The sequence below is a fragment of the Microbacterium sp. SD291 genome, from assembly GCF_017355365.1.
Lineage (GTDB): Bacteria > Actinomycetota > Actinomycetes > Actinomycetales > Microbacteriaceae > Microbacterium.
This window is the reverse complement of record NZ_JADIJR010000005.1, coordinates 14,855-41,278: the sequence shown is the minus strand read 5'-3', so window position 1 is coordinate 41,278 and position 26,424 is coordinate 14,855. Positions and strand designations below refer to the sequence as shown.

General features: G+C 69.1%; 24 protein-coding genes. 4 read left to right on the top strand and 20 right to left on the bottom strand.

Translation table 11 applies throughout. The features are described from left to right. Positions 1-146 precede the first annotated feature (146 nt). From IPV10_RS04315 to IPV10_RS04240, 16 genes are all read right to left on the bottom strand, one after another. On the bottom strand, positions 147-443 hold the full coding sequence (locus IPV10_RS04315; protein ID WP_207480789.1) for a YggT family protein: 297 nt from the start codon (positions 441-443) through the stop codon (positions 147-149). A gap of 3 nt (positions 444-446) precedes the next feature. Beyond that, positions 447-920 carry a cell division protein SepF gene (locus IPV10_RS04310; protein ID WP_207480787.1) on the bottom strand — a complete coding sequence of 158 codons (474 nt, stop codon included), beginning with the start codon at positions 918-920 and terminating at the stop codon, positions 447-449. A 43-nt stretch (positions 921-963) separates the two neighbouring features. Continuing rightward, positions 964-1,647: a YggS family pyridoxal phosphate-dependent enzyme gene (locus tag IPV10_RS04305; RefSeq protein WP_207480785.1), complete on the bottom strand. Its 684-nt coding sequence runs from the start codon at positions 1,645-1,647 to the stop codon at positions 964-966. Continuing rightward, positions 1,644-2,789, bottom strand: a complete 1,146-nt coding sequence (gene ftsZ / locus IPV10_RS04300) for a cell division protein FtsZ (RefSeq protein WP_207480783.1) — start codon at positions 2,787-2,789, stop codon at positions 1,644-1,646. The genes IPV10_RS04305 and ftsZ overlap by 4 nt, the downstream gene beginning before the upstream one ends. A gap of 187 nt (positions 2,790-2,976) precedes the next feature. Then, entirely contained in the window at positions 2,977-3,924 is a 948-nt protein-coding gene (locus tag IPV10_RS04295) for an FtsQ-type POTRA domain-containing protein (RefSeq protein ID WP_207480781.1), read from the bottom strand. A gap of 3 nt (positions 3,925-3,927) precedes the next feature. Further along, complete coding sequence (gene murC / locus IPV10_RS04290) at positions 3,928-5,328, bottom strand: UDP-N-acetylmuramate--L-alanine ligase (RefSeq protein ID WP_207480779.1); 1,401 nt, start codon at positions 5,326-5,328, stop codon at positions 3,928-3,930. A 49-nt stretch (positions 5,329-5,377) separates the two neighbouring features. After that, the gene (locus IPV10_RS04285) at positions 5,378-6,454 is read right to left on the bottom strand and encodes a glycosyltransferase (protein WP_207480777.1); all 1,077 of its coding nucleotides are present in this window, start codon (positions 6,452-6,454) and stop codon (positions 5,378-5,380) included. Further along, the gene (ftsW, locus tag IPV10_RS04280; protein ID WP_207480775.1) at positions 6,451-7,689 is read right to left on the bottom strand and encodes a putative lipid II flippase FtsW; all 1,239 of its coding nucleotides are present in this window, start codon (positions 7,687-7,689) and stop codon (positions 6,451-6,453) included. The genes IPV10_RS04285 and ftsW overlap by 4 nt, the downstream gene beginning before the upstream one ends. Continuing rightward, positions 7,658-9,196, bottom strand: coding sequence for a UDP-N-acetylmuramoyl-L-alanine--D-glutamate ligase (gene murD, locus IPV10_RS04275; protein WP_207480773.1), 1,539 nt, complete (start codon positions 9,194-9,196; stop codon positions 7,658-7,660). Before murD ends, ftsW begins: the two co-directional genes overlap by 32 nt. Then, a complete protein-coding gene (gene mraY, locus IPV10_RS04270) occupies positions 9,186-10,298 on the bottom strand; it encodes a phospho-N-acetylmuramoyl-pentapeptide-transferase (protein ID WP_207480771.1) in 1,113 nt (370 codons plus the stop codon). The genes murD and mraY overlap by 11 nt, the downstream gene beginning before the upstream one ends. Beyond that, positions 10,295-11,707, bottom strand: a complete 1,413-nt coding sequence (gene murF, locus IPV10_RS04265; protein WP_207480769.1) for a UDP-N-acetylmuramoyl-tripeptide--D-alanyl-D-alanine ligase — start codon at positions 11,705-11,707, stop codon at positions 10,295-10,297. The genes mraY and murF overlap by 4 nt, the downstream gene beginning before the upstream one ends. Positions 11,708-11,734: 27 nt before the next feature. After that, positions 11,735-13,516 carry a penicillin-binding protein 2 gene (locus IPV10_RS04260; RefSeq protein ID WP_207480768.1) on the bottom strand — a complete coding sequence of 594 codons (1,782 nt, stop codon included), beginning with the start codon at positions 13,514-13,516 and terminating at the stop codon, positions 11,735-11,737. 45 nt (positions 13,517-13,561) lie between these two features. Continuing rightward, the gene (locus IPV10_RS04255; RefSeq protein WP_207480766.1) at positions 13,562-14,122 is read right to left on the bottom strand and encodes a hypothetical protein; all 561 of its coding nucleotides are present in this window, start codon (positions 14,120-14,122) and stop codon (positions 13,562-13,564) included. Continuing rightward, positions 14,119-15,057, bottom strand: a complete 939-nt coding sequence (gene rsmH / locus IPV10_RS04250; protein ID WP_207480764.1) for a 16S rRNA (cytosine(1402)-N(4))-methyltransferase RsmH — start codon at positions 15,055-15,057, stop codon at positions 14,119-14,121. The genes IPV10_RS04255 and rsmH overlap by 4 nt, the downstream gene beginning before the upstream one ends. Before the next feature lie 117 nt (positions 15,058-15,174). Next, a complete protein-coding gene (gene mraZ / locus IPV10_RS04245) occupies positions 15,175-15,606 on the bottom strand; it encodes a division/cell wall cluster transcriptional repressor MraZ (RefSeq protein ID WP_207480762.1) in 432 nt (143 codons plus the stop codon). A 276-nt stretch (positions 15,607-15,882) separates the two neighbouring features. Further along, on the bottom strand, positions 15,883-16,254 hold the full coding sequence (locus IPV10_RS04240; RefSeq protein WP_207480760.1) for a DUF3040 domain-containing protein: 372 nt from the start codon (positions 16,252-16,254) through the stop codon (positions 15,883-15,885). An 84-nt stretch (positions 16,255-16,338) separates the two neighbouring features. Here IPV10_RS04240 and IPV10_RS04235 point away from each other — a divergent pair, with 84 nt between their 5' ends. Continuing rightward, positions 16,339-17,439 (top strand): polyprenyl synthetase family protein, encoded by a 1,101-nt coding sequence (locus tag IPV10_RS04235; protein ID WP_207480758.1) that lies wholly within the window; start codon positions 16,339-16,341, stop codon positions 17,437-17,439. Positions 17,440-17,448: 9 nt separating this feature from the next. On the opposite strand, the gene IPV10_RS04230 is transcribed toward IPV10_RS04235, so the two are convergent. After that, positions 17,449-17,817, bottom strand: coding sequence for an Rv2175c family DNA-binding protein (locus IPV10_RS04230; RefSeq protein ID WP_374192216.1), 369 nt, complete (start codon positions 17,815-17,817; stop codon positions 17,449-17,451). 132 nt (positions 17,818-17,949) lie between these two features. Here IPV10_RS04230 and IPV10_RS04225 point away from each other — a divergent pair, with 132 nt between their 5' ends. Continuing rightward, positions 17,950-19,122 carry a LysM peptidoglycan-binding domain-containing protein gene (locus tag IPV10_RS04225; protein ID WP_207480756.1) on the top strand — a complete coding sequence of 391 codons (1,173 nt, stop codon included), beginning with the start codon at positions 17,950-17,952 and terminating at the stop codon, positions 19,120-19,122. 76 nt (positions 19,123-19,198) lie between these two features. Next, complete coding sequence (gene pknB / locus IPV10_RS04220) at positions 19,199-21,133, top strand: Stk1 family PASTA domain-containing Ser/Thr kinase (protein ID WP_207480754.1); 1,935 nt, start codon at positions 19,199-19,201, stop codon at positions 21,131-21,133. A 92-nt stretch (positions 21,134-21,225) separates the two neighbouring features. Here the strand turns inward: pknB and IPV10_RS04215 are convergent, their stop codons facing one another. From IPV10_RS04215 to IPV10_RS04205, 3 genes are all read right to left on the bottom strand, one after another. Beyond that, entirely contained in the window at positions 21,226-22,191 is a 966-nt protein-coding gene (locus IPV10_RS04215; protein WP_207480752.1) for a hypothetical protein, read from the bottom strand. 142 nt (positions 22,192-22,333) lie between these two features. Beyond that, a complete protein-coding gene (locus tag IPV10_RS04210; RefSeq protein ID WP_207480750.1) occupies positions 22,334-23,674 on the bottom strand; it encodes a class II 3-deoxy-7-phosphoheptulonate synthase in 1,341 nt (446 codons plus the stop codon). A gap of 38 nt (positions 23,675-23,712) precedes the next feature. After that, positions 23,713-24,411: a 1-acyl-sn-glycerol-3-phosphate acyltransferase gene (locus IPV10_RS04205; RefSeq protein ID WP_207480748.1), complete on the bottom strand. Its 699-nt coding sequence runs from the start codon at positions 24,409-24,411 to the stop codon at positions 23,713-23,715. 150 nt (positions 24,412-24,561) lie between these two features. On the opposite strand from IPV10_RS04205, the gene IPV10_RS04200 reads away from it, so the two are divergent. Then, on the top strand, positions 24,562-26,394 hold the full coding sequence (locus tag IPV10_RS04200; RefSeq protein WP_207480746.1) for a long-chain fatty acid--CoA ligase: 1,833 nt from the start codon (positions 24,562-24,564) through the stop codon (positions 26,392-26,394). Positions 26,395-26,424 lie beyond the last annotated feature (30 nt).

The following is a 26,424-nucleotide window of genomic DNA, read 5'->3' as shown; positions in this document are numbered from 1 at the left end:
CTTCGATGAGTTCGGTTGCCAGTTTCGATGAATGGCGCGGTCGAGATTCGGCGCGAACCCTGGGCGCGCACCTGGGAGCCAAGCATAGTCCCCGCTCCTGTCAGCCGCGACGCCGCGACACCCAGGCATCGCGAAGTCGCCGGGTCTCAGATGAAGGCGCGGACGACGTTCATGAGGATGAGGACGATCAGGATCGTCAGGGAGAACCCGAAGTCCAGCGACAGCGATCCGATGCGCAGCGGAGGGATGATCCGCCGGAAGAACCGGACCGGCGGATCGGTGATCGTGTACACGACTTCTGCGGCGATGAGCCCCGCGCCCTTCGGGCGCCACTCCCGGTTGAACATCGGGATGTAGTCGAGGATCAGGCGCGCGAAGAGGACGAGGAGGTACAGCAGGAGCATCAGGTGGATGATGCTCGCGACGACGGAGACGAGCCCCACGGTCTACTGCTGGTCGAAGCCCGCGGACTCCGGATCCGCGTGCGCGATGCCACCGTGACCCGACACCGCGATGTTCTCCGGCGAGAGCAGGAACACCTTCGACGTCACGCGCTCGATGCGGCCGTAGAGCCCGAGCGAGAGACCGCTCGCGAAGTCGATCAGGCGACGCGCGTCGGCGTCGCTCATCTGGGAGAGGTTGATGATGACCGGCACGCCCTCACGGAAGCTCTCAGCGATCAGCTGGGCGTCGCGGTACTGCTTGGGATGCACGGTGAGGATCTCGTTCACGGCCCCTCCTGCGGGCTGGCGGACGGCGACCGGCCGGCGAAGCGGGGTCACCGGCGCGGGAGCGGCTTCTTCGCGCTCACGGTCACGGTCGCGGTGGGCGCGGGCGGGTGCCTGCGTCTCCTCCTCGTAGACCTCTTCCTCGTCGGCGAGGCCGAGATACACCATGGTCTTCTTCAGCGGGTTACCCATTGTGTCCTCCGGTTCGAACGATTCGGGCTGGTCTTCTGAAAGGTTAACCCCGGTCAGGCCGGGGTCCGGTTATTGCGGAACCGATCCGCAGGTGTGTCGCACCCGCGGCGATGGCCTCGGCGTAGTCGCCGGTCATCCCGGCGGAGATCCAGGTCGCTGACGGCTCCACAGCGCGGACGCGATCGGCCACGTCGCGCAGGCGGGCGAAAGCGGATGCCGGCTCCTCGTCGAGTGGCGCGACGGCCATCACGCCGCGCAGGCGCAGCGACGGCAGCGTGAGGACATGCTCGGCGAGGGTCTCGGCGTCACCGGGGGCGACGCCACCCCGGCCCGCATCGTCGGTGAGGTTGATCTGGACGAGCACGTCGAGCAGCTGATCGTCGTCGGCTGCGCGATGCAGCGCATCGGCGAGGCGATCGCGGTCGACCGAGTGCACGGCATCCGCACTCCGCCGGATCGCCCCTGCCTTGTTGGTCTGCGCCTGCCCGATGAAGTGCCAGCGGAGGTCGGTGAGCTCGGCGAGCTCACCCTGCTTCGCGGAGAGCTCCTGCTGGCGGTTCTCCCCCGCCTCCCGCACGCCGAGGGCGTGCAGCTCGCGTACGAGTGAGGCAGGGTGGAACTTGGTGACGACGATGCGGGTGATGTCCGCCGGGTCGCGTCCGGCGCGGTGCGCGGCGTCGGCGATTCGGGAATCGATCGCCGACAGCCGCGCAGCCAGGTCGGTCACTTCAGGAATTCGGGGATGTCGATGTCGTCATCGGCGAACGCCGGCTCGATGCTCGTCGCGGGCACGCGCTGCGGCTGCTCCGCCTCGACGGCGTCGGCCGCGCTGCTCCGGTCCTCGCTCGGCAGGGTCACCTCGGGCAGCGTCGACGCGGCCGCGGGGCGCGTCACGACCATGGGGTCGAGGCGCAGCGAGGGCTCGCCGCCGTCGAAGCCTGCAGCGATCACCGTCACCCGCACCTCGTCGCCGAGCGTGTCGTCGATGACCGTTCCGAAGATGATGTTCGCCTCCGGGTGCGCGGCCTCCTTGACGAGGTCCGCGGCGTCGTGGATCTCGAAGATGCCGAGGTTCGAGCCGCCCTGGATGGAGAGCAGCACGCCGTGGGCGCCTTCGATCGACGCCTCCAGGAGCGGAGACTCGACGGCCAGCTCGGCGGCCTTGATCGCGCGGTCGGCGCCGCGGGCGGAGCCGATGCCCATGAGCGCGGAGCCGGCGCCCTGCATGACCGACTTCACGTCGGCGAAGTCGAGGTTGATCAGACCGGGGGTCGTGATCAGGTCGGTGATGCCCTGCACACCGGCGAGGAGCACCTGGTCGGCCGTGGCGAACGCCTCGATCATCGAGATGCCGCGGTCGCTGATCTCGAGAAGACGGTCGTTGGGGACGACGATGAGCGTGTCGACCTCTTCCTTGAGCTTCGCGACGCCGGCCTCGGCCTGGCTCTGGCGACGGCGACCCTCGAAGGAGAACGGCTTGGTCACGACGCCGATCGTGAGCGCGCCGATCGACTTCGCGATCCGTGCGACGACGGGCGCACCGCCGGTGCCGGTGCCGCCTCCCTCGCCCGCGGTCACGAAGACCATGTCTGCGCCGGTGAGGGCCTGCTCGATCTCCTCGGCGTGGTCCTCCGCCGCACGGCGGCCGACCTCCGGGTCGGCACCGGCACCGAGCCCGCGCGTGAGCTCGCGGCCGACGTCGAGCTTGACGTCGGCGTCGCTCATCAGCAGCGCCTGCGCATCGGTGTTGACGGCGATGAACTCGACTCCGCGGAGACCGAGATCGATCATGCGGTTCACGGCGTTGACGCCGCCACCGCCGACGCCGACGACCTTGATCACGGCGAGGTAGTTCTGGTTCTGGCTCATGGCCGGCCTCCGAGTATTCGAGCCTGTCGTTTGGTGAGATTCCAGAGGATGAACCTTAAACCTCAACTAGAGGTGTAAAGTATTTCCCGGTATTGGTTTCTCTTGTTCGAAGGTAAGCGCCGCGTGTTCGCGCGCGCGCAGCGACACGGGCGTGTCGCCCGTTTGCCGCTCGTTTGCCGCCCGAATGTCAGCCGATGACGACTGCGGCCGGAGATGTCACGTCGATCGTCGTCGCATCGGGCCTCGCGATCAGCGCCTTGGCCAGCGTCTCCGCCTTGAGCGATGACTTCTCTGCGCTCCCCCACACGACCACCAGCCCAGTGCTCAGCGTCAGGGTGACGTCGTCGGCGGTGGACGCGGTCACGCCGGTGAGCGTCGCGCGGACGCCTTCCGGAAGCGAGCGCACCACGAGTCCTGCGCTCTCGAACGCGGTCGAGTCCGTCCCTCCCTCGATCTCGAGCAGCGGCTGGCCTGACGGCTGGTCCGATGTCGTCGACAGCGCCACGCCGGCGGCGTCGACGAGCGTGTAGCCTGCCCCCGAGCGGATGACGCCGACGGGCGTCCGCTCCACGATGCGGACGGTGAGATCGTGCGGCGGCCTCGCCTCGAGCGCGTACGTCTCGATCAGCGGGAAGGCGAGCAGCGAGGCCTTCACCTCACTCGCGTCGACGAGGGCGAGGGGCGTGCCGATCTGATCGCTCAGGGCCGTCTCGATCGCAGCCGGATCCAGCGAGCTCGCGCCGATGACCGTGATCCGCTCGACGGCGAAGAGCGGGCTGTAGGCCGCGACGACGCTGCCGCCGACGAGCAGGAGCACTGCGCCGATCGCGCTCATCCAGATGATCCTGCGCCGTCGGGAACGCTGCGTGAACCGGCGGATCTCAGCCCGGAGCGCCTTGCGGCGCGCGCGGGCGGCGCGCCAGACGTCACGGCTGGAGGTCGGCACCAGCTCCGCATCCGCCGGGTCCACGGCTGCGGCATCCGTTCCCGTGATCGCATCGGAGCCGCCCGGCGCGCCGGCCTGCCGTGCGGCCTCGGGCGTCGCGACCGGACGCCGCCTGCCGCGGCCTCGCGCCTGTGCGGTCTCCTCAGCCGTGCTCTCCCGGTCGGCCGGGAGCGGAGCGGGCCGGCGCATCGGCTAGGCCTCGGCGGTTACGCGAAGCGACTCGAGCACCTGCGGGATGATCTGGTACACGTTCCCGCAGCCGAGGGTCACCACGAAGTCGCCCTCGTGCGCGACCTTCGCCGTGTAGTCGGCTGCCTGCTTCCAGTCCGCGACATAGTGCACCCTGGACTGGTCGCCGAACGCGCCGCTGACGAGCTCTCCGGTGACTCCGGGCACCGGGTCCTCCCGCGCGCCGTAGACGTCGAGCATGACGGTGTGATCGGCGTACCGCTCCAGTACCTCGGCGAACTCGCGGTACATGTGCTGCGTTCGCGAGTACGTGTGCGGCTGCTGGATCGCGATGATCCGCCCGGATCCGGCGATGCTGCGCATCGCCTCGAGCGCCGCGCGGACCTCGGTGGGGTGATGCGAGTAGTCGTCGTACACCGTGACGCCGCGTTCGACGCCGTGCTGCTCGAGGCGCCGCACCGTGCCGGCGAAGCCCTCGACGGCCTTCGCGGATTCGGCGAGTCCGAAGCCGAGCGCGCGGAGCACGGTGATGGCGCCGGCCGCGTTGATCGCGTTGTGCACGCCGGGCACCGCGAGCTGCAGGCGGACGCTCTCGTCGCCGTGGGTGATGGTGGCCGCGACCGGGCCGGAGGCCACGATGTCGGTGATCCGCACATCCGCGTCGTCCGCCTGGCCGAAGGTGATCACGTTCGGGTGCGAGAGCCCCGCGCCCACTCGCAGCGCGCCGGGGTCGTCGCTGGAGATCACGACCGCCTCGGTCGCCGCGTCCGCGAACCGCACGAACGCGTCGTGGAACGCCTCGTCCGATCCGTAGTGGTCCAGGTGATCGGGGTCGACGTTCGTGATGAGCGCGACGGCCGTGTCGTACAGCAGGAAGGTGCCGTCCGACTCGTCGGCCTCGATCACGAAGAGGTCGCTGGAGCCGGTGGCGCTGGATATCCCGAGCTGCTCGATGACACCGCCGTTGACGAAGTTCGGATCTGCGTCGAGCGCCTGCAGGGCCGTCACGATCATGCCGGTGGAGGTGGTCTTGCCGTGCGCGCCGGCGACGGAGACCAGACGACGCGACCCGATCAGCCAGTGCAGCGCCTGCGAGCGATGGATCACGTGCAGGCCGCGCTCCTTCGCCGTGACGTACTCGGGGTTCTCCGGCCAGATCGCGCCGGTGTGCACGACGGTGTCGGCCTCCCCCAGATGGGCGGCGTCGTGGCCGACATGGACGGTCGCTCCGGCGGCCGCCAGCGCGCGCAGGTTGTCACTGTCGGCACGGTCGGTGCCGGACACGCGGATGCCGGCGTCGAGGAACATCCGGGCGAGGCCGCTCATGCCTGAGCCGCCGATGCCGATGAAGTGGGCGGAGGCGATCGTCTCGGGGATCGGGAGGGTGAGGTCGGGTCTGATCATGTCCGGTTCAGTCTACTTTTCGTCGGGGACGTCGCGGCGCAGCGCACGCTCAGCCGGCAGCGAGTGCGCGGTCGATGTGCGCGATGACGTTCTCGGTGCCGGTGCGGGTGCCGACGTCCTCCGCGGCCGCGGCCATCCGGGCGAGGCGTGCCGGATCCTTCAGCAGCGGGACGACGATGCGGCGGACGGCGTCGGCGTCGAAACCCGCGTCGTCGAGGAGATCGGCGGCGCCCGCAGCGACGGCGGATGCCGCGTTCAGGCGCTGCTCGCCGTTGCCGACCGAGTACGGGACGTACAGGGCGGGGATGCCGAGGGCGCTGACCTCGCTCACGGTCGCCGCACCCGAGCGCGAGACGATCAGGTCGGCGAGGGCGAAGGCGAGCTCCATGCGGTCGACGTAGCGACGCAGGGCGTACCCTGGCACCTCCGGATCGACGAGATCGCTCCGCTCCCCCGTGACGTGCAGGAGCTGCCAGCCCGCGGCGAGGACATCCGCCCACGAGCCTGCGACCGCGTCGTTCAGGCGCTGGGCGCCGAGCGACCCGCCGAAGACGAGGAGCACAGGGCGCTCGGCGTCCAGCCCGAAGTGCTCGGCCGCCCCGGCCCGCGCCGACGCCCTGTCCAGCTCGATGACCTCGCGCCGAAGCGGCATCCCGACGACCTCGCTGCCGCGCAGCGTCGTACCCGCGAACGCCACGCCGGTCGCGGCCGCCCACCGTGCGCCGAGGACGTTCGCGAGCCCGGGCTTCGCGTTGGCCTCGTGCACCACGAAGGGCACGCGCTCGCGGCGGGCGGCGACGTACGCGGGCGCGGATGCGTAGCCGCCGAAGCCGACGATCACCTCGACGCGGTGTGCACGGATGTGTGCGCGCACCTGGGCGATCGCCCGGCGGAACCGGAGCGGGAACGCGAGCGCCGCCCGGTTCGGCCTGCGGGGGAACGGGACCTTGTCGACGATCAGGAGCTCATAGCCGCGCTCGGGCACCAGCCGGGACTCGAGTCCCTCGGCGGTGCCGAGCACCAGCACGGATGCCTCGGGGTCGCGTGCGCGCAACGCGTCGGCGACGGCGAGCAGCGGGTTGACATGGCCGGCGGTGCCTCCGCCGGCGAGCAGGTACGTGGTCACCGTGCGACTTTACCCCGCCGCGCCGGACGGCTCAGCTCGACCGCGCGCTCCTGCGCGTTCGGGAGCGTCCTGGCGAAGGCGAGCAGCACGCCGCAGGCGATCAGCACGGCCAGCAGTGCGGTTCCGCCCTGCGACATGAACGGCAGCGGCACGCCCATCACGGGGAAGACGCCGATCACGACGCCGATGTTGAACACCGCCTGTCCGGTGATCCACACCGTGATGCCGCCTGCCGCGACCCGGATGAAAGGATCGTCGGTCTTGCGGATGATGTGGAACGCGCCGACGGTGAACAGTGCGATCAGCGCGAGGACGACGAGACAGCCGATGAGCCCGAGCTCCTCGCCGACGATCGCGAAGATGAAGTCGTTGCCGGCGGCGGGGAGCCACCCGTACTTCTCCTGCGAGTTGCCGAGGCCGAGACCGAAGATCCCGCCCGACGCCATGCCCCACATCCCGTGGATCGACTGGTAGCAGTCGCCCGTGTAGTTGGTCATGTCGCTGCAGACTGCGGTGATCCGCCTCATCCGGTCCTCGCTCGTCACGGCGAGGGCGATGACCGCCACGACGCCGAGGAGCACAGGCAGGATGAAGAGCCGCAGCTTGACGCCGGAGAAGAAGAGGCAGCCGAGCAGGACCAGCACGAGCACCATCGAGGTGCCGAGGTCCTTGCCGGCGAGCACCGTGCCGATCGCGAGTGCGCTCACAGGGATCACCGGGATGAAAACGTGGTGCCAGGTGCTGAGCATGGTCCGCTTGCGCAGCAGCACGAACGCGATCCAGAGCGCCAGGGCGAGCTTCAGGAACTCCGACGGCTGCAGGGTGAAGCCCGCGACCTTGATCCAGTTCCGGTTGCCGCCGTCGGCGACGCCCAGCGGTGTGAACACGAGCATCTGCAGGGCGATGGCGCCGAACAGCGCGGGCCAGGCCAGCTTCTTGAGGAAGGCGACCGGCAGCCGAGAGATCACGAACATGAGCGGGATGCCGAGCAGCGCGAAGATCCCCTGGCGCATGGCTCCGTCCATCGGGTTCGCGCCGTCGGCGACCGCGGTCGCGCTCGTCGCCGAGAGCACCATCACGAGGCCGAACACGGTCAGCAGCAGGGCGGTCGACGCGATCATCGTGAACTCGCTCGACACCGGGGTGAACCGGCGTCCGAGTGAGACGCGAGCCGCGAGGCCCCCTGAACCGGTGCGCGCCGTCTCAGTCCGCGGGGTGCGAGCCACCTGCGTCATCGGCGCTCCCCCGGTCGATCCAGTCCCGCACCGCTTCGGCGAAGCGGTGGCCGCGATCCGCGTAACCGGAGAACTGGTCGAAGGATGCCGCCGCCGGGGCCAGCAGAACCGTGCCCTCGTCGTCGACGATCCCCGCCGCGATCTCCACGACGCGGTTCATGACCTGTCCAGTCTCGCCAGCATCCACCTCGAACACCGGCACTGCGGGCGCGTGTCGCCGGAATGCCGCGAGCACCTCGTCGCGCTCGACGCCGATGACGACTGCCGCACGCGCAGTCCCGCCCACCTCGGCGACCAGGTCGGCGATGTCGACGCCCTTCAGGTCTCCGCCCACGACCCACACGGCGCCGGGGTAGGCCCGCAGCGAAGACGCCGCGGCGTGCGGGTTCGTCGCCTTGGAGTCGTCGACCCAGGTCACGCCCGCGTGCCGCGCGATCACCTGGATGCGGTGCGGATCGAGACGGAACTTCTGCAGGGCGGCGTGGATCGACTCGGGCTCGACGCCGAGGGAGCGCGCGAGCGCGCTGGCCGCGAGGATGTTCTGCACGATGTGGGGGGCCACGAGCCCGACCCGCTCGAGATCCGCGAGCGTGGTCAGTTCGAGCGCGCTGCGGTCCCGGTCGTCGAGGAAGGCGCGATCGACGAGCAGCCCGTCCACGACGCCGAGGTCGCTGGGCCCCGGCGTGCCGAGGTCGAACCCGATCGCGCGGGCCCCCTCGATCACGTCGGCCTCCTCGACCATGCGCCGTGTGGCCTCGTCGGACTTGTTGTACACGCAGGCGACCCGCGTGTTGCGGTACACGAGCGCCTTGGCGTCGCGGTAGGCCTCGGCATTGCCGTGCCAGACCAGGTGGTCGTCGGCGAGGTTCAGGCACACGGTCGAATACGGGAGGAGCTCCCCCTCGGGACTGGACAGCCCGAGGTACCACAGCTGATGGCTGGAGAGCTCGACGACGAGCACGTCGAAGCCCGCCGGATCGCGCACGGCGTCCAGCACGGGAACGCCGATGTTGCCGCACGGCGCCGCCCGCAGTCCGCCCTCGACCAGCAGCGACGCGGTCAGCTGGGTCGTGGTGGTCTTGCCGTTCGTCCCGGTGATGAGCACCCAATCGGCCGGCGTGCCGTCGGCCCTGGTCACTTTGTCGCGGACCCGCCAGGCGAGCTCGATGTCGCCCCACAGGGCGATGCCGGACTCCCTCGCCCAGACGATCACCGGATGCGAGGGCGAGAAACCGGGAGAGGCGATCACCACGTCGGCCTCGAACGCGGCCAGCGCGGCAGGCACCTCGGCGAGCGAGCCGAGCTCCAAGCGCACGCCGATCACCGGCAAGAGCCTCGCGTACTCCTCCTCGGCCGATTCGCTCAGCACGAGCACGTCCGCGCCGAGCTCCGCCAGGGTGTCGGCGACCGAGAAGCCGGTCATCGAGAGCCCGAGGACGGCGACGCGCAATCCGCGCCAGTCCGCGTTCCAGCTGGTGAGCCCTGCCAGGCGGGACTCAGTCGACACGCGTCAGCCATTCGACGTAGAACAGCCCGACCGCCGAGACGGCGAGGAGGCCGGCGATGATCCACATCCTCACCACGATCGTCACCTCGGACCAGCCGCGCATCTCGAGATGGTGGTGGAACGGGCTCATCAGGAACAGGCGCTTCCCGCGGGTGATCTTGAAGTAGGCGCGCTGCAGGATGACTGAGCCGGATGCCAGGACGAACACGCCGGCGATCACGAACAGGAGCAGTTCGGTGCGCGTGAGGATCGCCATCGCGGTGATGACGCCGCCGATGGCCATCGAGCCCACGTCGCCCATGAAGACCTTCGCCTTGGGGGCATTCCACCACAGGAACCCGATCAGGCTCGCGGCGAACGACGCGGCGATGATCGCCAGGTTGAACGGGTCGCGCACCTCGTAGCATCCGCCGATCGCCGCCTTCTCGACGCCGGCGCCGACGCAGGACTGCTTGAACTGCCAGAACGCGATGAGGCTGTAGGCGCCGACGACGATGACGCCCGCACCCGCGGCGAGGCCGTCGAGGCCGTCGGTGAGGTTCACGCTGTTCGAGGTCGCGACCCCGATCACCGAGATCCAGAGGAGGTAGAGGAGCCAGCCGAGGATCGCGGTGAAGGCGAACAGGTTCAGCCACGGGATGTCACGGAACAGGGAGATCGATCCGGATGCCGGCGTCTGATCGAACATGTTCGGGAAGTTGAGGGCCACGATGCCGAACGGGATGATCACGATCAGCTGGCCGATGATCTTGCGCCAGCCGGAGAGCCCGAGGCTGCGCTGGCTGCGCACCTTCATGTAGTCGTCGATGAACCCGACTGCCCCGAATCCGAGCATCAGCCACATCACCAGGAGCGCGGACAGCGCCGGCACCTCGCCGCTCGCGTACACGCCGGTGAAGTAGCCGACCAGGGTGCCCGCGATGAAGATCACGCCGCCCATGGTCGGTGTGCCGCGCTTCGCCTCGTGGCTCGGGTTCTCGATCGCCTCGGGCGTGCGGATGACCTGCCCCCAGCCCCACCGGCGGAACAGCCGGAGGAAGACGGGAGTCAGGAAGAGCGTGAAGGCGAGCGATATCGCCGCCGCCATGATGAGAGACCTCACGAGAACAATTCTCCCAGACGATCGCCGAGATGCCGGAGGCCCACGGAATTGGATGACTTCACGAGCACGCGATCGCCGTCGCGGAGCTCGGCGCGCAGGTACTCGAAGGCCGAGTCCTGGTCGGGGAAGTGCACTGCCTCGCTGTCCCACGACCCCTCGCCGATGGCGGAGATGTAGAGGCGCCGCGCCTCCGGGCCGACGACGACGATGCGCTGGATGTTCAGGCGCACCGCGAGCAGGCCGATCCGGTCGTGCTCCTCGCCCGCCGTCTCGCCGAGCTCGCTCATCGCACCGAGGACGGCGACCGTGCGCTCATCGGGGGCGGTGATCTGGGCGAGCGTGCGCAGGGCGGCTGCCATCGAGTCGGGACTGGCGTTGTAGGCGTCGTTGATGATGCGCACGCGGTCGTTGCCCATCGGCTGCATCCGCCACCGCTCGGCGATCTCGACCGTCTCCAGGCGCGCGATCGCGACCGAGGTCGCGACGCCGAGCACCCCGGCCGCCGCGATCGCGGCCAGCGCGTTGCTCACGTGATGGGCACCGAGCACGCGCAGGTGCAGCTGATGCCGCTCCCCCGCCGCCTCGATAGTGCAGGAGGTGCCGGAAGCCGACACCTCGAGGTCATCAGCGCGCACGTCCGCGGAAGGCCCCTGCCCGAAGCCGACGACGCTCATCCCGCGGGACTCGGCGAGCTCGCGCATCGCGGCGACCCGGGGGTCGTCGACGTTGAGCACGGCGGTGCCGGCCGGGAGCGCCGCCGACACCAGCTCGGATTTCGCCTTCGCGGTCGCCTCGATGCCGCCGAAGCCGCCGGCGTGCGCCATGCCGACCATGAGGACCACGGCGACGTCGGGCTGGACGAGCCCGGCGAGGCGGGCGATGCTGCCGACGGCATCCGCGCCGAACTCGCTCACCAGGTAGCGGGTGTCGTGCGTGACCCGGAGCATCGTGACCGGCGCGCCGACCTCGTTGTTGTAGGAGGCGATCGGCGAGATCGTCTCGCCTTCGTCAGCGAGGATGCGGGCGAGGAAGTTCTTCGTCGTGGTCTTGCCGTTGGAGCCGGTGATGCCGACGATCCTGAGGCCGCCGCCCGCGCGCACGCGTGCGACCACCTCCCTGGCGAGGTCGGCGAGAGCGCCGACGGCATCCGGCACGATGATCTGCGTGACTGCCTGCTCGACGGGATGCTCGACGATGGCGAGCACCGCGCCTGCGGCGACGGCCGAGCCGACGAAGTTGTGCCCGTCGGTCTCGGCGCCGGGCTTCGCGACGAAGATCGCGCCGGGCGTCATCTTCCGCGAGTCGGTGTCGACGACGCCGTCGACGAGGGTCTGCGCCGAGTCGGTTCCGGCGAGGCGCAGCTCACCGCCGAGGACGGCGGCGATCTCAGCGAGCGACAGGGCGATCATGACATCTCCAGGCGCGGCGGGTGCCGGCTAATCGAACTTGGGAAGCAGGGCGTCCATCGGGATGGAGGACGGCATCACGCGGTACGTCTTCATGACCTGCGTCACTGCCTTCTGGAAGGCGGATGCGGTCGCCGCGGATGATGTAACTCTAGTCGGCTGGTCGAGGGTGACCACGACGACGTACTGCGGATCGTCCACGGGTGCGAAGCCCACCATGCTCGTGTAGTACACGCCGGACTTGTATCCGCCGTTGACGAGATCGGCGATCTGGGCGGTGCCGGTCTTGCTCGTCACCCGGTAGCCGGGGATCTGGATCCGCTCGGCGTTCCCGCCCTGCACTGCGACGTTCTCGAGCATCCGCGTCAGGTCGGCGGCCGTCGACTTCTCGATGACCCGCTCGTGCTCCGGCTCGTCCTGCGTCACCTCTTCGCCGTCGGCGCTGCTGCAGGACTCGATCAGCGACAGGTCGATCTTCTCGCCGCCGTTCGCGATGGTCTGATAGACGCTGGCCACCTGCGGCACGGTGACCGTGAAGTACTGCCCGAAGGTCGTCGTGTAGAGGGACTGGTTGTCCCAGTCGCTCGTCGGATGCAGGGTCCCGTCGTATTCGCCGGGGAAGCCGACCGTCTTCTCGCCGACGCCGAAACGCTGCAGGTAGTCGTAGCGGACGTCGGGGCTCACCATGGTGCCGAATTTCGACAGCGCGACGTTCGACGAGTCGATCAGCGCACCGGCGAGGGTGTACTCGAATGCGGGGTGCACGAATGCGTCGTTGATCACGGCGCCGTTCGGGAACTTCTCGTGCGAGGAGGCCGTGACGGTCGGGTGCAGCGGCGTGACGCCGGCGCCCTCCATGACGGCGGCGGCGGTGACGGCCTTGAACGTCGAACCCGGCTCGAACTCGTAGCTGAAGATCTTGTTCTTGCGAGTCTCCGGGGTGGACGAGTCGAGGTCGTTCGGGTCCATGTACGGCCACTCGGCGGCCGCGCGGATCTTGCCGCTCTTCACCTCGACGACGAAAGCGGTGCCGCCCTGCGCCCCCTGCGCCTGCGCCTCCTCGCTGATCATCTGGGTGAGGTACCACTGCAGGTCGCTGTTGATCGTGAGCTCCACGGTCCCGCCGTCGACGGCATCCACGACCCGCTCGCTGCCGGGGATGACCACCCCGTTCGTCCCCTTGCGGAAGCTCTTCTCGCCGTCGACAGGAGCGAGGCATTCGCCCGCCATCTGCTCGATGCCGGCCTGGGCGGTTCCGGTGCCGTCGAGGAAGCCCAGCAGGTTCCCGGCGACGGCGCCGTTCGGGTAGACGCGCGTCTCTCTGGCGTCGAAGTGCAGGTACTTCAGCTTCAGCTCGCGCAGTTCGACGTGCTGCTCCGTGGTGAGCCCCTTCTTGAGCTGGTACCACTGCGAATCCGGCTCCGCCTCATGCTTCGCCGCGACTGCGGCGCGGAGCCCCTGCGCGTCGACGTCGAGGATCTCGGCGATGCGCTCAGATGCCTCTGCCCACGGCAGCTCCGGCGGATTCTCCTCGTTCTCATCGAGGAGATACAGGACCTTGGGATCCAGGTTGTAGTCGTAGACGGTCACGCTCTCCGCGAGCACCGTCCCGTTCGAATCGACGATCGAGCCGCGATCTCCGGAGATCTTCTCGCCGCCGGCCAGGTAGCTCAGCGACTCGGCGACGTGCTCGTCGGCGCGGACGATCTGGATGTCGACCAGGCGGACGATGAACGCCGCCAGGACCGACAGGACGACGGCCAGGGCGACGACGGTGCGTCGCCGCGGACCGCGGGTGGCTCGTGTCGTCATGGACTCTCTCCGTCAGGTCGTGATGTCGGTCGGGTGCGTCGTCTGCTAGCGGGTCGTGGGGCTGGGCAGCCCGTCGGTGATGGCGGGAGGCAATGGCTGCTCGCTCTGCCCTGTCGCGGCATCGGCCTCGTCAGCCGTCTCGGCCGGGGCGGTCTGGATCAGCGCGTTGCCCACCGCACCCGCGCCGTTCGGATCGACGGTCGACGACGTCCCGGCCCCCGTGCCGGCGCCGAACACGGCGGCGTCGCTGAGCCGGAGGTACGAGGGGGATCCGGCCACCACCATGCCGAGGCTCGCCGCGCTCGCGGCGAGTACCTGGGGCGAGCTGAGTCCGGTGAGCTCCTCCTGCAGCGCCTGCGTGCGCAGGTCCAGCTCGTGCTGCTGCGAGGAGAGCGAGGCGAGCGTGAAGGAGTCCTGCGTGATCGCGAGCGACAGTCCGATCTGGGCGGCGCCGATCGCCATCGCCCCGCCCAGCGCGATCAGCGCGTAGGCGAGCTTCGGCTTGCGCCTCGTCGCGGTGCCGGTGACCGGCTCGAGACGCGGCCGGGCAGGGCGCGCCGGTGCCGCAGGCGAGACCTGCGGCTTGCGCACCGCGTTCAGGCTCATGACCTCTCCCGCAGCTTCTCGGCGGCTCGCAGCCGCACAGGGATCGCCCGAGGATTGCGCGCGCGCTCCTCGTCGTCGGCGAGCTCGGCGCCGCGGGTGACGATGCGGAAGCGGGGCGCGTGCTCCGGAAGCTCGACGGGCAGGCCCTTCGGCGCCGTCGAGGCGGCCCCCGCGGCGAACGCCTGCTTGACCAGGCGGTCTTCCAGTGACTGATACGACATCACCACGATGCGCCCGCCGACGGCGAGTGCGTCCATCGCAGCCGGTATCGCGTCGGCGAGGACGTTGAGCTCGGCGTTCACCTCGATGCGCAGCGCCTGGAACACCCGCTTGGCGGGGTGCCCCGCGCGCTGGGCGGCGGCAGGAGTCGCGGCGATCAGGATCTCGACGAGCTCGCCTGAGCGCGTGATCGGCTTCTTCTGACGCGCGTCGATGATGAAGCGCGCGTACCTGCCGGCGAGCTTCTCCTCGCCGTAGCGCTCGAAGATGCGCCGGAGGTTGCCCTCGTTGTAGGTCGCGATGACCTCGGCGGCGGTGACGCCCTTCGTCTGATCCATCCGCATGTCGAGCGGCGCGTCCTTGGAGTACGCGAATCCGCGCTCGGCCTCGTCGAGCTGCAGCGAGGAGACGCCGAGGTCGAACAGGATGCCGGCGGCACCCTGCGCGTGCAGGCCGATCTCGTCGTACACCGTGTGCACGAGGGTGATCCTGTCCTTGAAGCGGGCCAGCCGCTCCCCTGCGATGCGCAGCGCGTCTGTGTCGCGGTCGAGTCCGACCAGGCGGATGTTCGGGAACCGCTCGAGAAGCGCCTCGGAATGGCCGCCCATCCCGAGAGTGGCGTCGACGAGCACCGCTCCGTCCGCCTGAAGGGCAGGAGCGAGCAGCTCGACGCAGCGCTCGAGCAGTACTGGGGTGTGGATGTCTCGGAGGTTCATGATCTTTCTCGGGTGGCCTCTGCTTTTCGAGGACCAGGGCCCTGATCCCCCTCCGCTTCGCGACCCGGCACCGGGGAAGTGTGTCGGGGCGGGAGCGGCGGGGCATCACAGCCTTGGTCAGAAGAGTCCCGGAATCACCTCCTGCTCGAGCTCGGAGTAGGTCTCCTCGCCGGCGGCGAGGTAGGTGTTCCAGCTCTCGGCATCCCAGATCTCGGCATGGGCGCCGACTCCGGTGACGATGAGCTCCTTCTGCAGTCCCGCGTACTGACGCAGGTGCGCGGGGATGGTGATGCGGTTCTGGCTGTCCGGCATCTCCGCGCTGGCTCCGGAGAGGAACAGGCGCATGAAGTCGCGGGCCTGCTTGTTCGCGAGCGGGGCCTGACGGATCCGCTCGTGCATCGCCTCGAACTCGGCCGTGCTGAAGACGTAGAGGCAGCGCTCCTGGCCTCGGGTGACGACGATGCCGCCGCCGAGGTCTTCGCGGAACTTCGCGGGAAGGATGACCCGTCCCTTGTCGTCGAGCTTCGGTGAGTGCGTCCCCAGCAACATCGGCCATCACCCCCTCTGTGTCCGGCCAACTTCGAGGTGCGCACCACTTTACTCCACTTTCCTCCACATTCCTACGCCCAATCCCTGAAATATGGGCACACTCAACGCCCCAGTCGCTCAAAATCCGCGTGATTCCGCGGTGGAGCGGAGTGGAGGATCAGTGGAGGGCAGGTGGAGGACTGTGGCGAGGCCTCCGTCAGAATGCGCGCATCAACGACGAAGGCCCGGATGCTCAGAGCATCCGGGCCTTCGAGAGGTGAAGAAGAGGGAGGGAGGTCAGCGACCGTCCTGCCGGCGATCCCAGCGGTCGTTCATGCGGTCCATGAAGGAGGCGGAGCCCTGCGGCTTCGATGCGCGCTCACGCGGCGCGGCCGAGACGGGACGACGCACGGGTGTCACAGCGACCATGACGCCGCCCAGCATGGCGGCGAATCCGATCACGCCGACGACGACACCCCACACGTCCCCGAGCACCACGCCGACGATCAGACCGCCGACTCCGGCGAGCAGCAGCAGCGCTCCGTAGACGAGATTCCGGTAACTCAGCGCGCGGTCGCCTGAAGGCGCACTCACGACGTCGGCGTCATTGTGCAGGAGATGGCGCTCCATCTCGTCGAGCAGACGCTGCTCCTGTTCGGAGAGTGGCATTTCGTCCCCCTCGGGTATCGTCTATCCATTCTACGCTCGCCCGAGGGCATGGGCTAGCCGTTCGGCACCTCTTTGGCTTTACGTATGCTGGGAGTCGTGCCGTCCCCCACCCTCGTCTCCGACGCCGTCGCAGAGCGCCTGCAGCAGTTCCTCGACCGGATGCGCGAGGAGTCCGCCGGTCACGGAGCGGATGCCGCGGCGATGCTCGATGCGGCGGCGGCGACCCTCGTCGGCGGCAAGCGCCTGCGCGCGCGCTTCTGTCATGCCGGATGGCAGGCGGTGGCGCTGTTCCGCGACCGGCGCGCTGCGGAGCCGATCGCGCTGTGGGACGTCTGCGCGTCACTCGAGATCTTCCAGTCGGCCGCTCTCGTGCACGACGACCTCATCGACAACTCCGACACCCGCCGTGGGCGCCCGGCAGCTCATCGCGCGCTGCAGGCGGAGCACAGCGCTGCCGGATGGTCCGGCGACGCGGAGGCGTTCGGGCGCTCAGCCGCGATCCTGCTCGGCGACCTGCTCGTCGCGTGGAGCGACGATCTCCTCGAGGAGGCGCTGGCCGGGCTCGCCGAAGCCGCGCCGGTGCGCCGCGAGTACGCCAGGATGCGCCGCGATGTGACGACGGGGCAGTTCCTCGACATCGCGGAGGAGTCCGCCTGGAGCGTCAACGACATCGCGACCCATGTGGAGCGGGCGCTCCGCGTCGTCAGCCTGAAGTCGGCGCGCTACAGCATCGAGCAGCCGCTCGTCCTCGGTGCGGCGCTGGCCGGCGCCGATGACCACCAGCTGCAGGCGCTGCGACGTTTCGGCCATCCGGTCGGGATGGCCTTCCAGCTCCGCGACGACGTGCTCGGCGTGTTCGGCGACGCCGCCGTCACGGGCAAGCCGGCAGGCGACGATCTCCGAGAGGGCAAGCGCACGGTGCTCGTCGCGCTCACCAGGCAGACGCTGGACGTCTCGGCGCGAAACCTCTTCGACGAGATGATCGGAGACGCCGGCCTCACCGCGCAGCAGGTGTCATTCCTGCAGGCGACGATCAGCGGATCCGGCGCACTGGCCCGCGTGGAATCGATGATCGACGGCTACGCGAAAGAGGCCGACCGAGCCCTGGCCGGCGCGCGTCTGGACAACGCCGCCGTCGGAGGCCTGCGGGACCTCGCCCGTGCAGCGACGGTGCGGGCCGCCTGAACCGGATCCTCAGGCGAGGGTGCGGGCGAGGCGACGGACCTCGCTCTTGTGCCCGGCCAGCAGCGCGTCGATCGGCGAGCGGCCGAGCGTGTCGTCCGCGGCGAGCAGCCAGTCGATGACCTCGTCATCGGTGAATCCGGCGTCCTGCAGCGCGATCACGGTGCCCCGCAGCGAGGAGAGCGGATGCCCGTCGACGATGAACACCGCAGGAACCGCGAACACGCCGCTGCGACGGGAGCCGATGAGGTAGTGGTCGTCCACGAGCCGATGCACCCGGCCGAGCGTCTCATCGAGCACCTCGACGAGGTCTGGCATCGTGAGCCACGCGGTGGCGGTGGTTCCGGGGACGTTCTCGTTCTCTTCAGGCAGTGCAGACACGTTGCCACTATCTCACCTCCGCGCCGATGGCGCATATCGTCACTCCAGTAACAGGCTTCACTTCCGTCACTTCTGTTGACTTCCGTATACTTCCGTGCCAGCGTTGACGGACGTCGAACAAGGAGGGGACCCTTGAGACCTCACGCCATTGCACGCCGGAGCCGCTTCCTTCCGATCGGAGCGCCGGCAGTCGTCCTGGGCGCTCTCGCCGGCACTCTCGTCGCCGCCCCCGCATCGGCCGAGGCCGCACCGCTCCCCGTCGAGCGCCTTCAGGGCTCGCCCACCCGGATCGCCACGGCCGAGGCGCCGCCGGCGAGCTACACGGTGCAGCCGGGCGACACGGTCTCCGCGATCGCCAACCGCTTCGGCCTGCGCACGACCGACGTCCTCGCCTGGAACGCGCTCACCTGGCGCTCCGTGATCTACCCCGGGCAGTCCCTCGCGCTCATCGGCACAGCGCCGGCCGCCGCCGCTCCCGCGCCCGCACCTCAGCCGACGGCGGCCACGCACGTCGTCGTCGCCGGGGACACCGTGTTCGGCATCGCAGGGAAGCACGGCACCACCGTCGACGCGATCCTGGCCGCGAACGGCCTCACCCGCGCATCCGTCATCTACCCGGGGCAGACGCTCGCGCTCTCCGGCGCATCCGCAGCAGCCCCGGTGGCAGCGCCTGCGCCGCAGCCCGTCGCGAGCCAGGTCGTGAGCGGCGCCGCGAGCCATGTCGTCGTCGCAGGAGACACGATCTTCGCCATCGCGAAGAAGTACGCCACCACGGCATCCGCCCTGTTCGCGCTGAACGGCCTGAGCTCGGCATCGATCATCTACCCGGGCCAGAGCATCGTCGTCTCGGCGCCGCCGCCCGTCGCAGCGGCATCCGCTCCCCCGCAGCTGAGCGCCTCACTGGATGGCGAGCAGGCCGCCAACGCCGCACTCATCATCAGCATCGGCCGCCAGCTCGGCGTCTCCGACCGCGGTGTCGCCATCGCGCTCGCGACGGCGATGGTCGAGTCCGGCATGCGCAACCTCGACTGGGGCGACCGCGACTCGCTCGGGCTGTTCCAGCAGCGCCCCAGCACCGGGTGGGGCGAGCCGGAGCAGATCCTGAACGCCGACCGCAGCGCCCGCGTCTTCTACGGCGGGCAGAGCGATCCCAACGGCCAGAGCAGCCGAGGCCTGCTCGACATCTCCGGCTGGGAGGGCATGGCGTTCACGGATGCCGCACAGGCCGTGCAGATCTCCGCCTACCCGGATCGCTACGGGCAGTGGGAGACGCAGGCGTACCAGTGGCTCGCCCTCCACGGGTGACTCTTCCGGCAAACCCGCAGCGTCGAGGGGCGAGCCGTTCCCGGAGCTTTCAGGCAGTTCTCCATAGAATCTTGACGTGACGACCAATCAGCAGGCCGACCCCCTCATCGGGCGGCTTGTCGACGGCCGGTACCGCGTCCGCGCACGGATCGCACGCGGCGGCATGGCCACGGTCTACGTCGCGACCGACCTGCGCCTCGAGCGTCGCATCGCCCTCAAGGTGATGCACGCCCACCTCAGCGACGACTCGGCGTTCCAGAGCCGCTTCATCCAGGAGGCTCGCGCCGCGGCGCGGCTCGCGGATCCGCACGTCGTCAACGTGTTCGACCAGGGACAGGACGGGGAGCTCGCGTACCTGGTCATGGAGTACCTGCCGGGCATCACCCTGCGCGAGCTCCTGCGCGAGCAGCGGCGCCTGACGATCCCGCAGACGATCACGATCATGGACGCGGTGCTCGCCGGGCTCTCGGCCGCGCACCGCGCCGGGATCGTCCACCGCGACGTGAAGCCGGAGAACGTGCTGCTCGCCGAGGACGGCCGCATCAAGATCGGGGACTTCGGGCTCGCCAGGGCGACCACGGCGAACACCGCGACAGGTCAGCAGCTCCTCGGCACGATCGCGTACCTGGCGCCCGAGCTGGTGACCAGGGGCACGGCGGACGCCCGCAGCGACATCTACGCCCTGGGCATCATGCTCTACGAGATGCTGGTCGGCGAGCAGCCGTACAAGGGCGAGCAGCCGATGCAGATCGCCTTCCAGCACGCGACCGAGTCGGTCCCCCGCCCGAGCGTCCGCAACCCCGGAGTTCCGGAGCCGCTCGACGAGCTCGTCCTCTGGGCCACGGAGAAGGAGCCGGACGAGCGTCCCGACGACGCCCAGCAGATGCTCGAGCGGCTGCGTCAGATCGAGCGGGAACTCGACATCGCGCCGGCAGTCGCTGCTGCGACGACCCCGCAGCGCTCCCAGCGGGATTCCGGAGACCTGACCAAGGTGATGCCGGCGGCGACCATGGTGATCGCCGGCGCGACCGCACCGGTGCCGCAAGCGGTCGACAATGCCACGCTCCTGCGTCGCCGCTCCTCCAAGCGACGCACCCGTGGCGCCTTCCTGCTCACGCTCGTGCTGCTGCTCGCCGTGCTCGCCGGCGGTGCCGGCTGGTGGTTCGGCTCCGGACCTGGTTCGCTGATCGCCGTTCCCGGTGTGGCCGGGTTGTCGTACGAGGATGCCGCGCAGGCCCTGGCCGACGAGGGCTTCGTGCCCGCGCGTCTCGACGAGCACTCGATCGATGTGGATGCCGGCGTCAGCATGCGCACCGAGCCGGGCGAGGGCGAGCGGCTCGAGCAGGGCGCCGCCGTGCAGGTCGTGGTCTCGGCCGGCCCGCAGAAGCACACCCTCGAGGCGCTCAACGGCCAGAACGCCGAAGAGCTGCGTGCCAGGCTCGCCGACGAGTACCGCCTCAACCTCGAAGACGATTTGCTGCTCTTCTCCGATGCCGCGTCGGGGGTCGTCATAAACGCCTTCGTCACTCCTCGCGGGAGCGAGGAGTCCTACGGCTGCAGTGAGGGCTGCGAGGTCTTCGAGGACGACACGATCCGGCTGTTCGTCTCGGTCGGCCCCGTGCCGGATGTCGTGGGCATGAACGTCGATCAGGCCACGAAGGCTCTCACCGACAAGAATCTCGTGGTGTCCGGAGAGCGCACAGAGCAGTACAGCGACGAGATCCAGGAGGGCCGCGTGATCGGCTACCTGGATCGCGCGGAAGAGGGCAACTGGCAGCCGGGCGACGAGATGCGGCTGATCGTCTCGCTGGGCCCCGAGCCCGTCGAGGTGCCGGACGTGGAGGGCGAGAGCATCCGCGAGGCTGTCCGCATCCTCGAGGAGGCCGGCTTCCAGGCCGTGTCGAACGTGCCGGAGATCGTGTGGGACCTCTTCACGGCGACGAGCACGGATCCCGAGCAGGGAAGCAAGCACCCCCGCGGCACGAAGGTCCAGATCCGCGCCGAGGGCTGACTCGAGCACTCCCCCCAGCCCGCCAGCCCGCGAGACTTCACGAATGTCACGTTTTCGGTCGGATTTCATGACATCTGCGAAGTCTCGCGGGCTCATCCGCCGAAGTCTCGGGCGCGGAGGGCGCGGCGGATCCGCTCGGCGAGAGAGCGGATGCCGGAGGGCTCGAGATCTGCGGCACCTGCGAGTATCACTCGGTACCCGGCATCCTCGAACAGCTGCGTGCGCGTGAGATCCTCCAGCCACTGCGCACGATCGGTCCTGTGGTGGTCTCCCTGGTACTCGATCAGCAGGCGCGCCTTCCGATATCCGAGATCACCATGACGGATGCCGTCGGCCGTGAGCACCTCGAGCTGCACCTCGGGCTCCGGCAGTCCGTGGTCGACCAGCGCCAGCCGCAGGAGCGTCTCCCTCGGGGAGTGGACTGGCGCGCGCATGCGGTCGATCGCCGCCCGGGCGTTCCTCACGCCGCGCTTGCCCTTGTGCCGGGCGAGGGCTGCGATCAGGTGCTCGCGAGTGCAGAGCGGAACACGAATGCCGTCGACCTTCGGTCCGGTGAGCAGATAGTCTCCCACAGCGACGAGCCACGCCGAGCTGAGACTCCGACGCCGTCCCGACTCGTCGGTGCCGGTGGCGCCGGGCATCGCGAGCTGGCACCACACCTCTGCGGGCTGCATGATCGGCACGCCGAGGTGGACGGTACGCCCGAGCTCGTCACCGGTCTCCCATCCGATGACGCCCGGACGTCTGACAGGGGCGGCGCCGGCATCCGCGATGGCATGCAGCGGTTCCTCGGGCGTCCAACGGAAAGGCAGTGGTATCCCCCACAGCCGCGCGGCCGTCAGATGACTGAAAGCGCATGATCCGTCGAACACGAGGGCGAGCCGGAGGCAGCGATCGAGCAGATTCTCCGCATCCGTGCGCTGCCCGTAGACGCCGTGGTGGGCATGCACGATGTCGTCAGCGCGAAGCCTGCTTCGGGCGATCCCCGCGCCGACAGCATCGTCGAAGCGGAAAGCATGGGGCGTCAGTGAATCGGGAAGCGGATTGCGTCGCAGCATCCGCTGATTCTGCCGAGCGTCCCTCCTCGCGCGCTGACGTTATCCACAGCCCAGCCCGCGAGACTTCACGAATGTCACGGAATCAGGCTGATTCGATGACATTCGTGAAGTCTCGCGGGCCGCGGGGCGCGAGCCGCGGGGGTCAGCGCTTCTCGAGCTCCTCAGCCACGAGGAACGCGAGCTCGAGGCTCTGCATGTGGTTCAGTCGCGGATCGCACAGGCTCTCGTAGCGGGTGGCGAGGCCCTCTTCGTCGATCTGCTCCGACCCGCCGAGGCACTCGGTGACGTCGTCACCCGTGAGCTCGACGTGGATGCCGCCGGGGAACGTGCCGACGGCGCGGTGCGCCTCGAAGAAGCCGCGGACCTCGTCGACCACGTCGTCGAAGCGACGGGTCTTGTAGCCGGTGGGCGTCGTGATGCCGTTGCCGTGCATCGGGTCGGTGACCCAGAGCGGCTGCGCGCCGGAGTCGCGGACGGCCTCCAGCAGCGGCGGCAGCGCGTCGCGGATCTTCCCTGCGCCCATGCGCGTGATGAAGGTGAGCCGGCCGGGCTCGCGCTCCGGGTCGAGCTTGTCGATCAGGGCGAGCGCGGTCTCCGGCGTCGTCGTGGGCCCGAGCTTCACGCCGATGGGGTTGCGGATCTTGGAGAAGTAGTCGACGTGAGCGCCGTCGAGGTCGCGCGTGCGCTCCCCGATCCAGAGGAAGTGCGCCGACGTGTTGTACGGGGTGTCGGTGCGCGAGTCGATGCGCGTCATCGGGCGCTCGTAGTCCATCAGCAGGCCCTCGTGGCCGGTGAAGAACTCGACGCGCTTGAGCTCATCGAAGTCGGCGCCTGCCGCCTCCATGAACTTGATGGCCCGGTCGATCTCGGCGGCCATGCGCTCGTAACGCTGGTTCGCCGGGTTCTGCGCGAAGCCCTTGTTCCAGGAGTGCACCTCGCGGAGGTCCGCGAAACCGCCCTGAGTGAAGGCGCGGATCAGGTTCAGCGTCGACGCCGCCGTGTGGTATCCCTGCAGGAGACGGGCGGGGTCGGCCTGGCGGGAGCCCTCGGTGAAGTCGTAGCCGTTCACGATGTCGCCGCGGTAGGCGGGCAGCGTGACGTCGCCTCTGGTCTCGTTGTCGCTCGAACGCGGCTTGGCGAACTGACCGGCCATGCGGCCCATCTTCACCACCGGCATAGACGCGCCGTACGTGAGCACGACGGCCATCTGCAGCACGGTCTTGATGCGGTTGCGGATCTGGTCGGCGGTCGCACCGGCGAAGGTCTCGGCGCAGTCGCCGCCCTGAAGCAGGAACGCCCGGCCCGAGGCCGCGCGGGCGAGACGCTCGCGAAGGTTGTCGACCTCACCGGCGAACACGAGCGGCGGGAGCGCGCCGATGCGCGAGGAGACCTCGGCGACACGGTCGGCGTCCGGCCACTGGGGCTGCTGCTTGATCGGGAGCGAGCGCCACGCGTCAAGGGCGTCGATGTGGTGCGGGAGCATGCCCTCAAGCCTAGTGGTCGCGCGGGATGCCGAGACGCTCAGGAGCGCCGTGTGACGCGCAGCGGAAGCCGGTCCTTCACTGTCGACGCGTAGACGTCGTCGTACTGCTGCTCCCCCAGCCGCTGCAGGGCCACCATGATCTCGTCGGTGACCGAGCGCAGGATGTAGCGGTCGTTCTCCATCCCGACGTAGCGCGAGAAGTCCAGCGGCTCCCCGATCACTATCCCGACCCGCATCACGTTGGGGATGCGCTGCCCGATCGGCATCGCGGTGTCGGTGTCGACCATGATCACGGGGACGACGGGGACCTTCGCCTCCAGCGCCATGCGCGCGATGCCGGTGCGTCCGCGGTACAGCCTGCCGTCGGGACTCCGCGTCCCCTCGGGATAGATGCCGAGGAGGTCGCCTCGCCCGAGCACCTGCAGTCCGGTGTTCAGCGAGGCCTCAGAGGCCTTGCCGCCGGAGCGGTCGATCGGGATCTGGCCGGTGGCGCTCATGAAGAACTTGGTCGCCCAGCCCTTGAGGCCGCGACCGGTGAAGTAGTCGCTCTTGGCGAGGAACGACATCGGCCGGTCGATCATCAGGGGCAGGAAGATCGAGTCCGCGAACGAGAGATGATTGCTGGCGAGGATCGCCGCGCCGCTCGCGGGCACGTTGCCGCGCCCCACGACCCAGGGGCGGAAGATCGCCTTGACCACGGGGCCGATCGCGACGTACTTCATCAGCCAGTAGAACATCGAGGTGAAGTCTAGCGCCGTGGCCGGCATCCGTCCCGGTGTCCGCTCTCGACTCTCCGAGATTGCGACTCAGTCTCAAAGCAAGTGCGACTGAATCCCATGGCGTAGACTCGGGGAGACCCGTGTCCGACCGGTACCGAAGGAGCTGCCGTGGTCCAGTTCGAAGTCCCTGCGATCGTCCCCGCCGACCCCGACGCCAACATCACCGATCTCCTGGTGAAGCGCGTCGAGGCGACCCCCGATCGCGCCCTGTTCTCCGTGCCGGAAGGCGACGGCTGGCGCGACATCACCGCCGCCGACTTCCAGACGGCGGTGATAGCACTGGCGAAGGGCTTCGCCGCCGCAGGCATCCAGCCCGGCGAGAAGGTCGGCTTCCTGGCGCGCACGACATACGAGTGGACGCTGGTCGACTTCGCCCTGTTCTACGCCGGTGCGGTGATGGTCCCGATCTACGAGAGCAGCTCCCCCGCGCAGATCCAGTGGATCATGGAGGACTCCGGCGCGATCGCGCTGATGGTCGAGTCACCCGAGCACTTCGCCCGCGTCGACGAGGTCCGCGGAGACATTCCCCTCGTCCGCGATGTCTGGCAGCTGCATCTCGGAGCGCTCGACGCGCTCGTGGCCCAGGGTGCGAACGTGACGGATGCCGAGATCGAGCGCCGCCGCAATCTCGCGATCGGCTCGGACATCGCGACGCTCATCTACACCTCCGGCTCGACCGGACGCCCCAAGGGCTGCGTGCTCACGCACAGCAACTTCGTCGAGCTGTGCCGCAACTCGGCCAAGGCGCTCGACGCCGTGCTCACGATGCCCGGCGCCTCCACGCTGCTGTTCATCACGACCGCGCATGTGTTCGCCCGCTTCATCTCGATCCTCGACATCCATGCGGGTGTCCGCACCGGCCACCAGCCCGACACCAAGCAGCTGCTGCCGGCGCTCGGCTCGTTCAAGCCGACCTTCCTGCTCGCCGTCCCCCGCGTGTTCGAGAAGGTCTACAACTCGGCGGAGCAGAAGGCCGAGGCAGGCGGCAAGGGCAAGATCTTCCGCACCGCGGCGGCGGCGGCGATCGAGCACTCGAAGCTCCTCGAGGAGGGCAAGAAGGTCCCCCTCGGTCTCAAGCTCAAGTTCGCGCTGTTCGACAAGCTCGTCTACAGCAAGCTGCGCACCGCGATGGGCGGGAACATCGCGTACGCGGTGTCCGGCTCCGCACCGCTCGGGGCGCGCCTCGGCCACTTCTTCCACAGCCTGGGCGTCGTCATCCTCGAGGGCTACGGACTTACAGAGACCACGGCTCCTGCGACCGTGAACCTCGCAGACAAGTCGAAGATCGGCACCGTCGGGCCCGCTCTCCCCGGTGTCGGCGTGCGCCTTGCGGACGACGGCGAGATCGAGGTGCGCGGCATCAACGTCTTCAAGGAGTACTGGAACAACCCGCAGGCGACCGCCGAGGTCTTCAGCGAGGGCGGCTGGTTCCGCACCGGCGACATCGGCAGCTTCGACACGGAGGGCTTCCTCACCGTCACCGGCCGCAAGAAGGAGATCATCGTCACTGCCGGCGGCAAGAACGTCGCCCCCGCGGCACTCGAGGATCCGATCCGCTCGAACCCGATCGTGGGCCAGGTCGTCGTGGTCGGCGACCGTCGTCCGTTCATCGCCGCGCTCGTGACGCTCGACCCGGAGATGCTGCCGACCTGGCTCGGCAACAACGGCCTCCCCGCGGACATGTCACTGGCGGAGGCGAGCACGAACGAAGCCGTCCGCGCCGAGGTCCAGAGGGCTGTGGATGCCGCGAACACCCGTGTCTCCCGGGCGGAGTCGATCCGCAAGTTCACGATCCTCGGCTCCGAATGGACCGAGGCGTCAGGCCACCTCACCCCGAAGATGTCGATCAAGCGCAACGTGATCATGACGGATTTCGCCGATGAGGTCGCGGCGATCTACGACGAGCCCGTCTCCACCACGAACGTGGCCATCGGCGGCTGACCGCTTCGGACTCACGAGCACAGCAGAAGG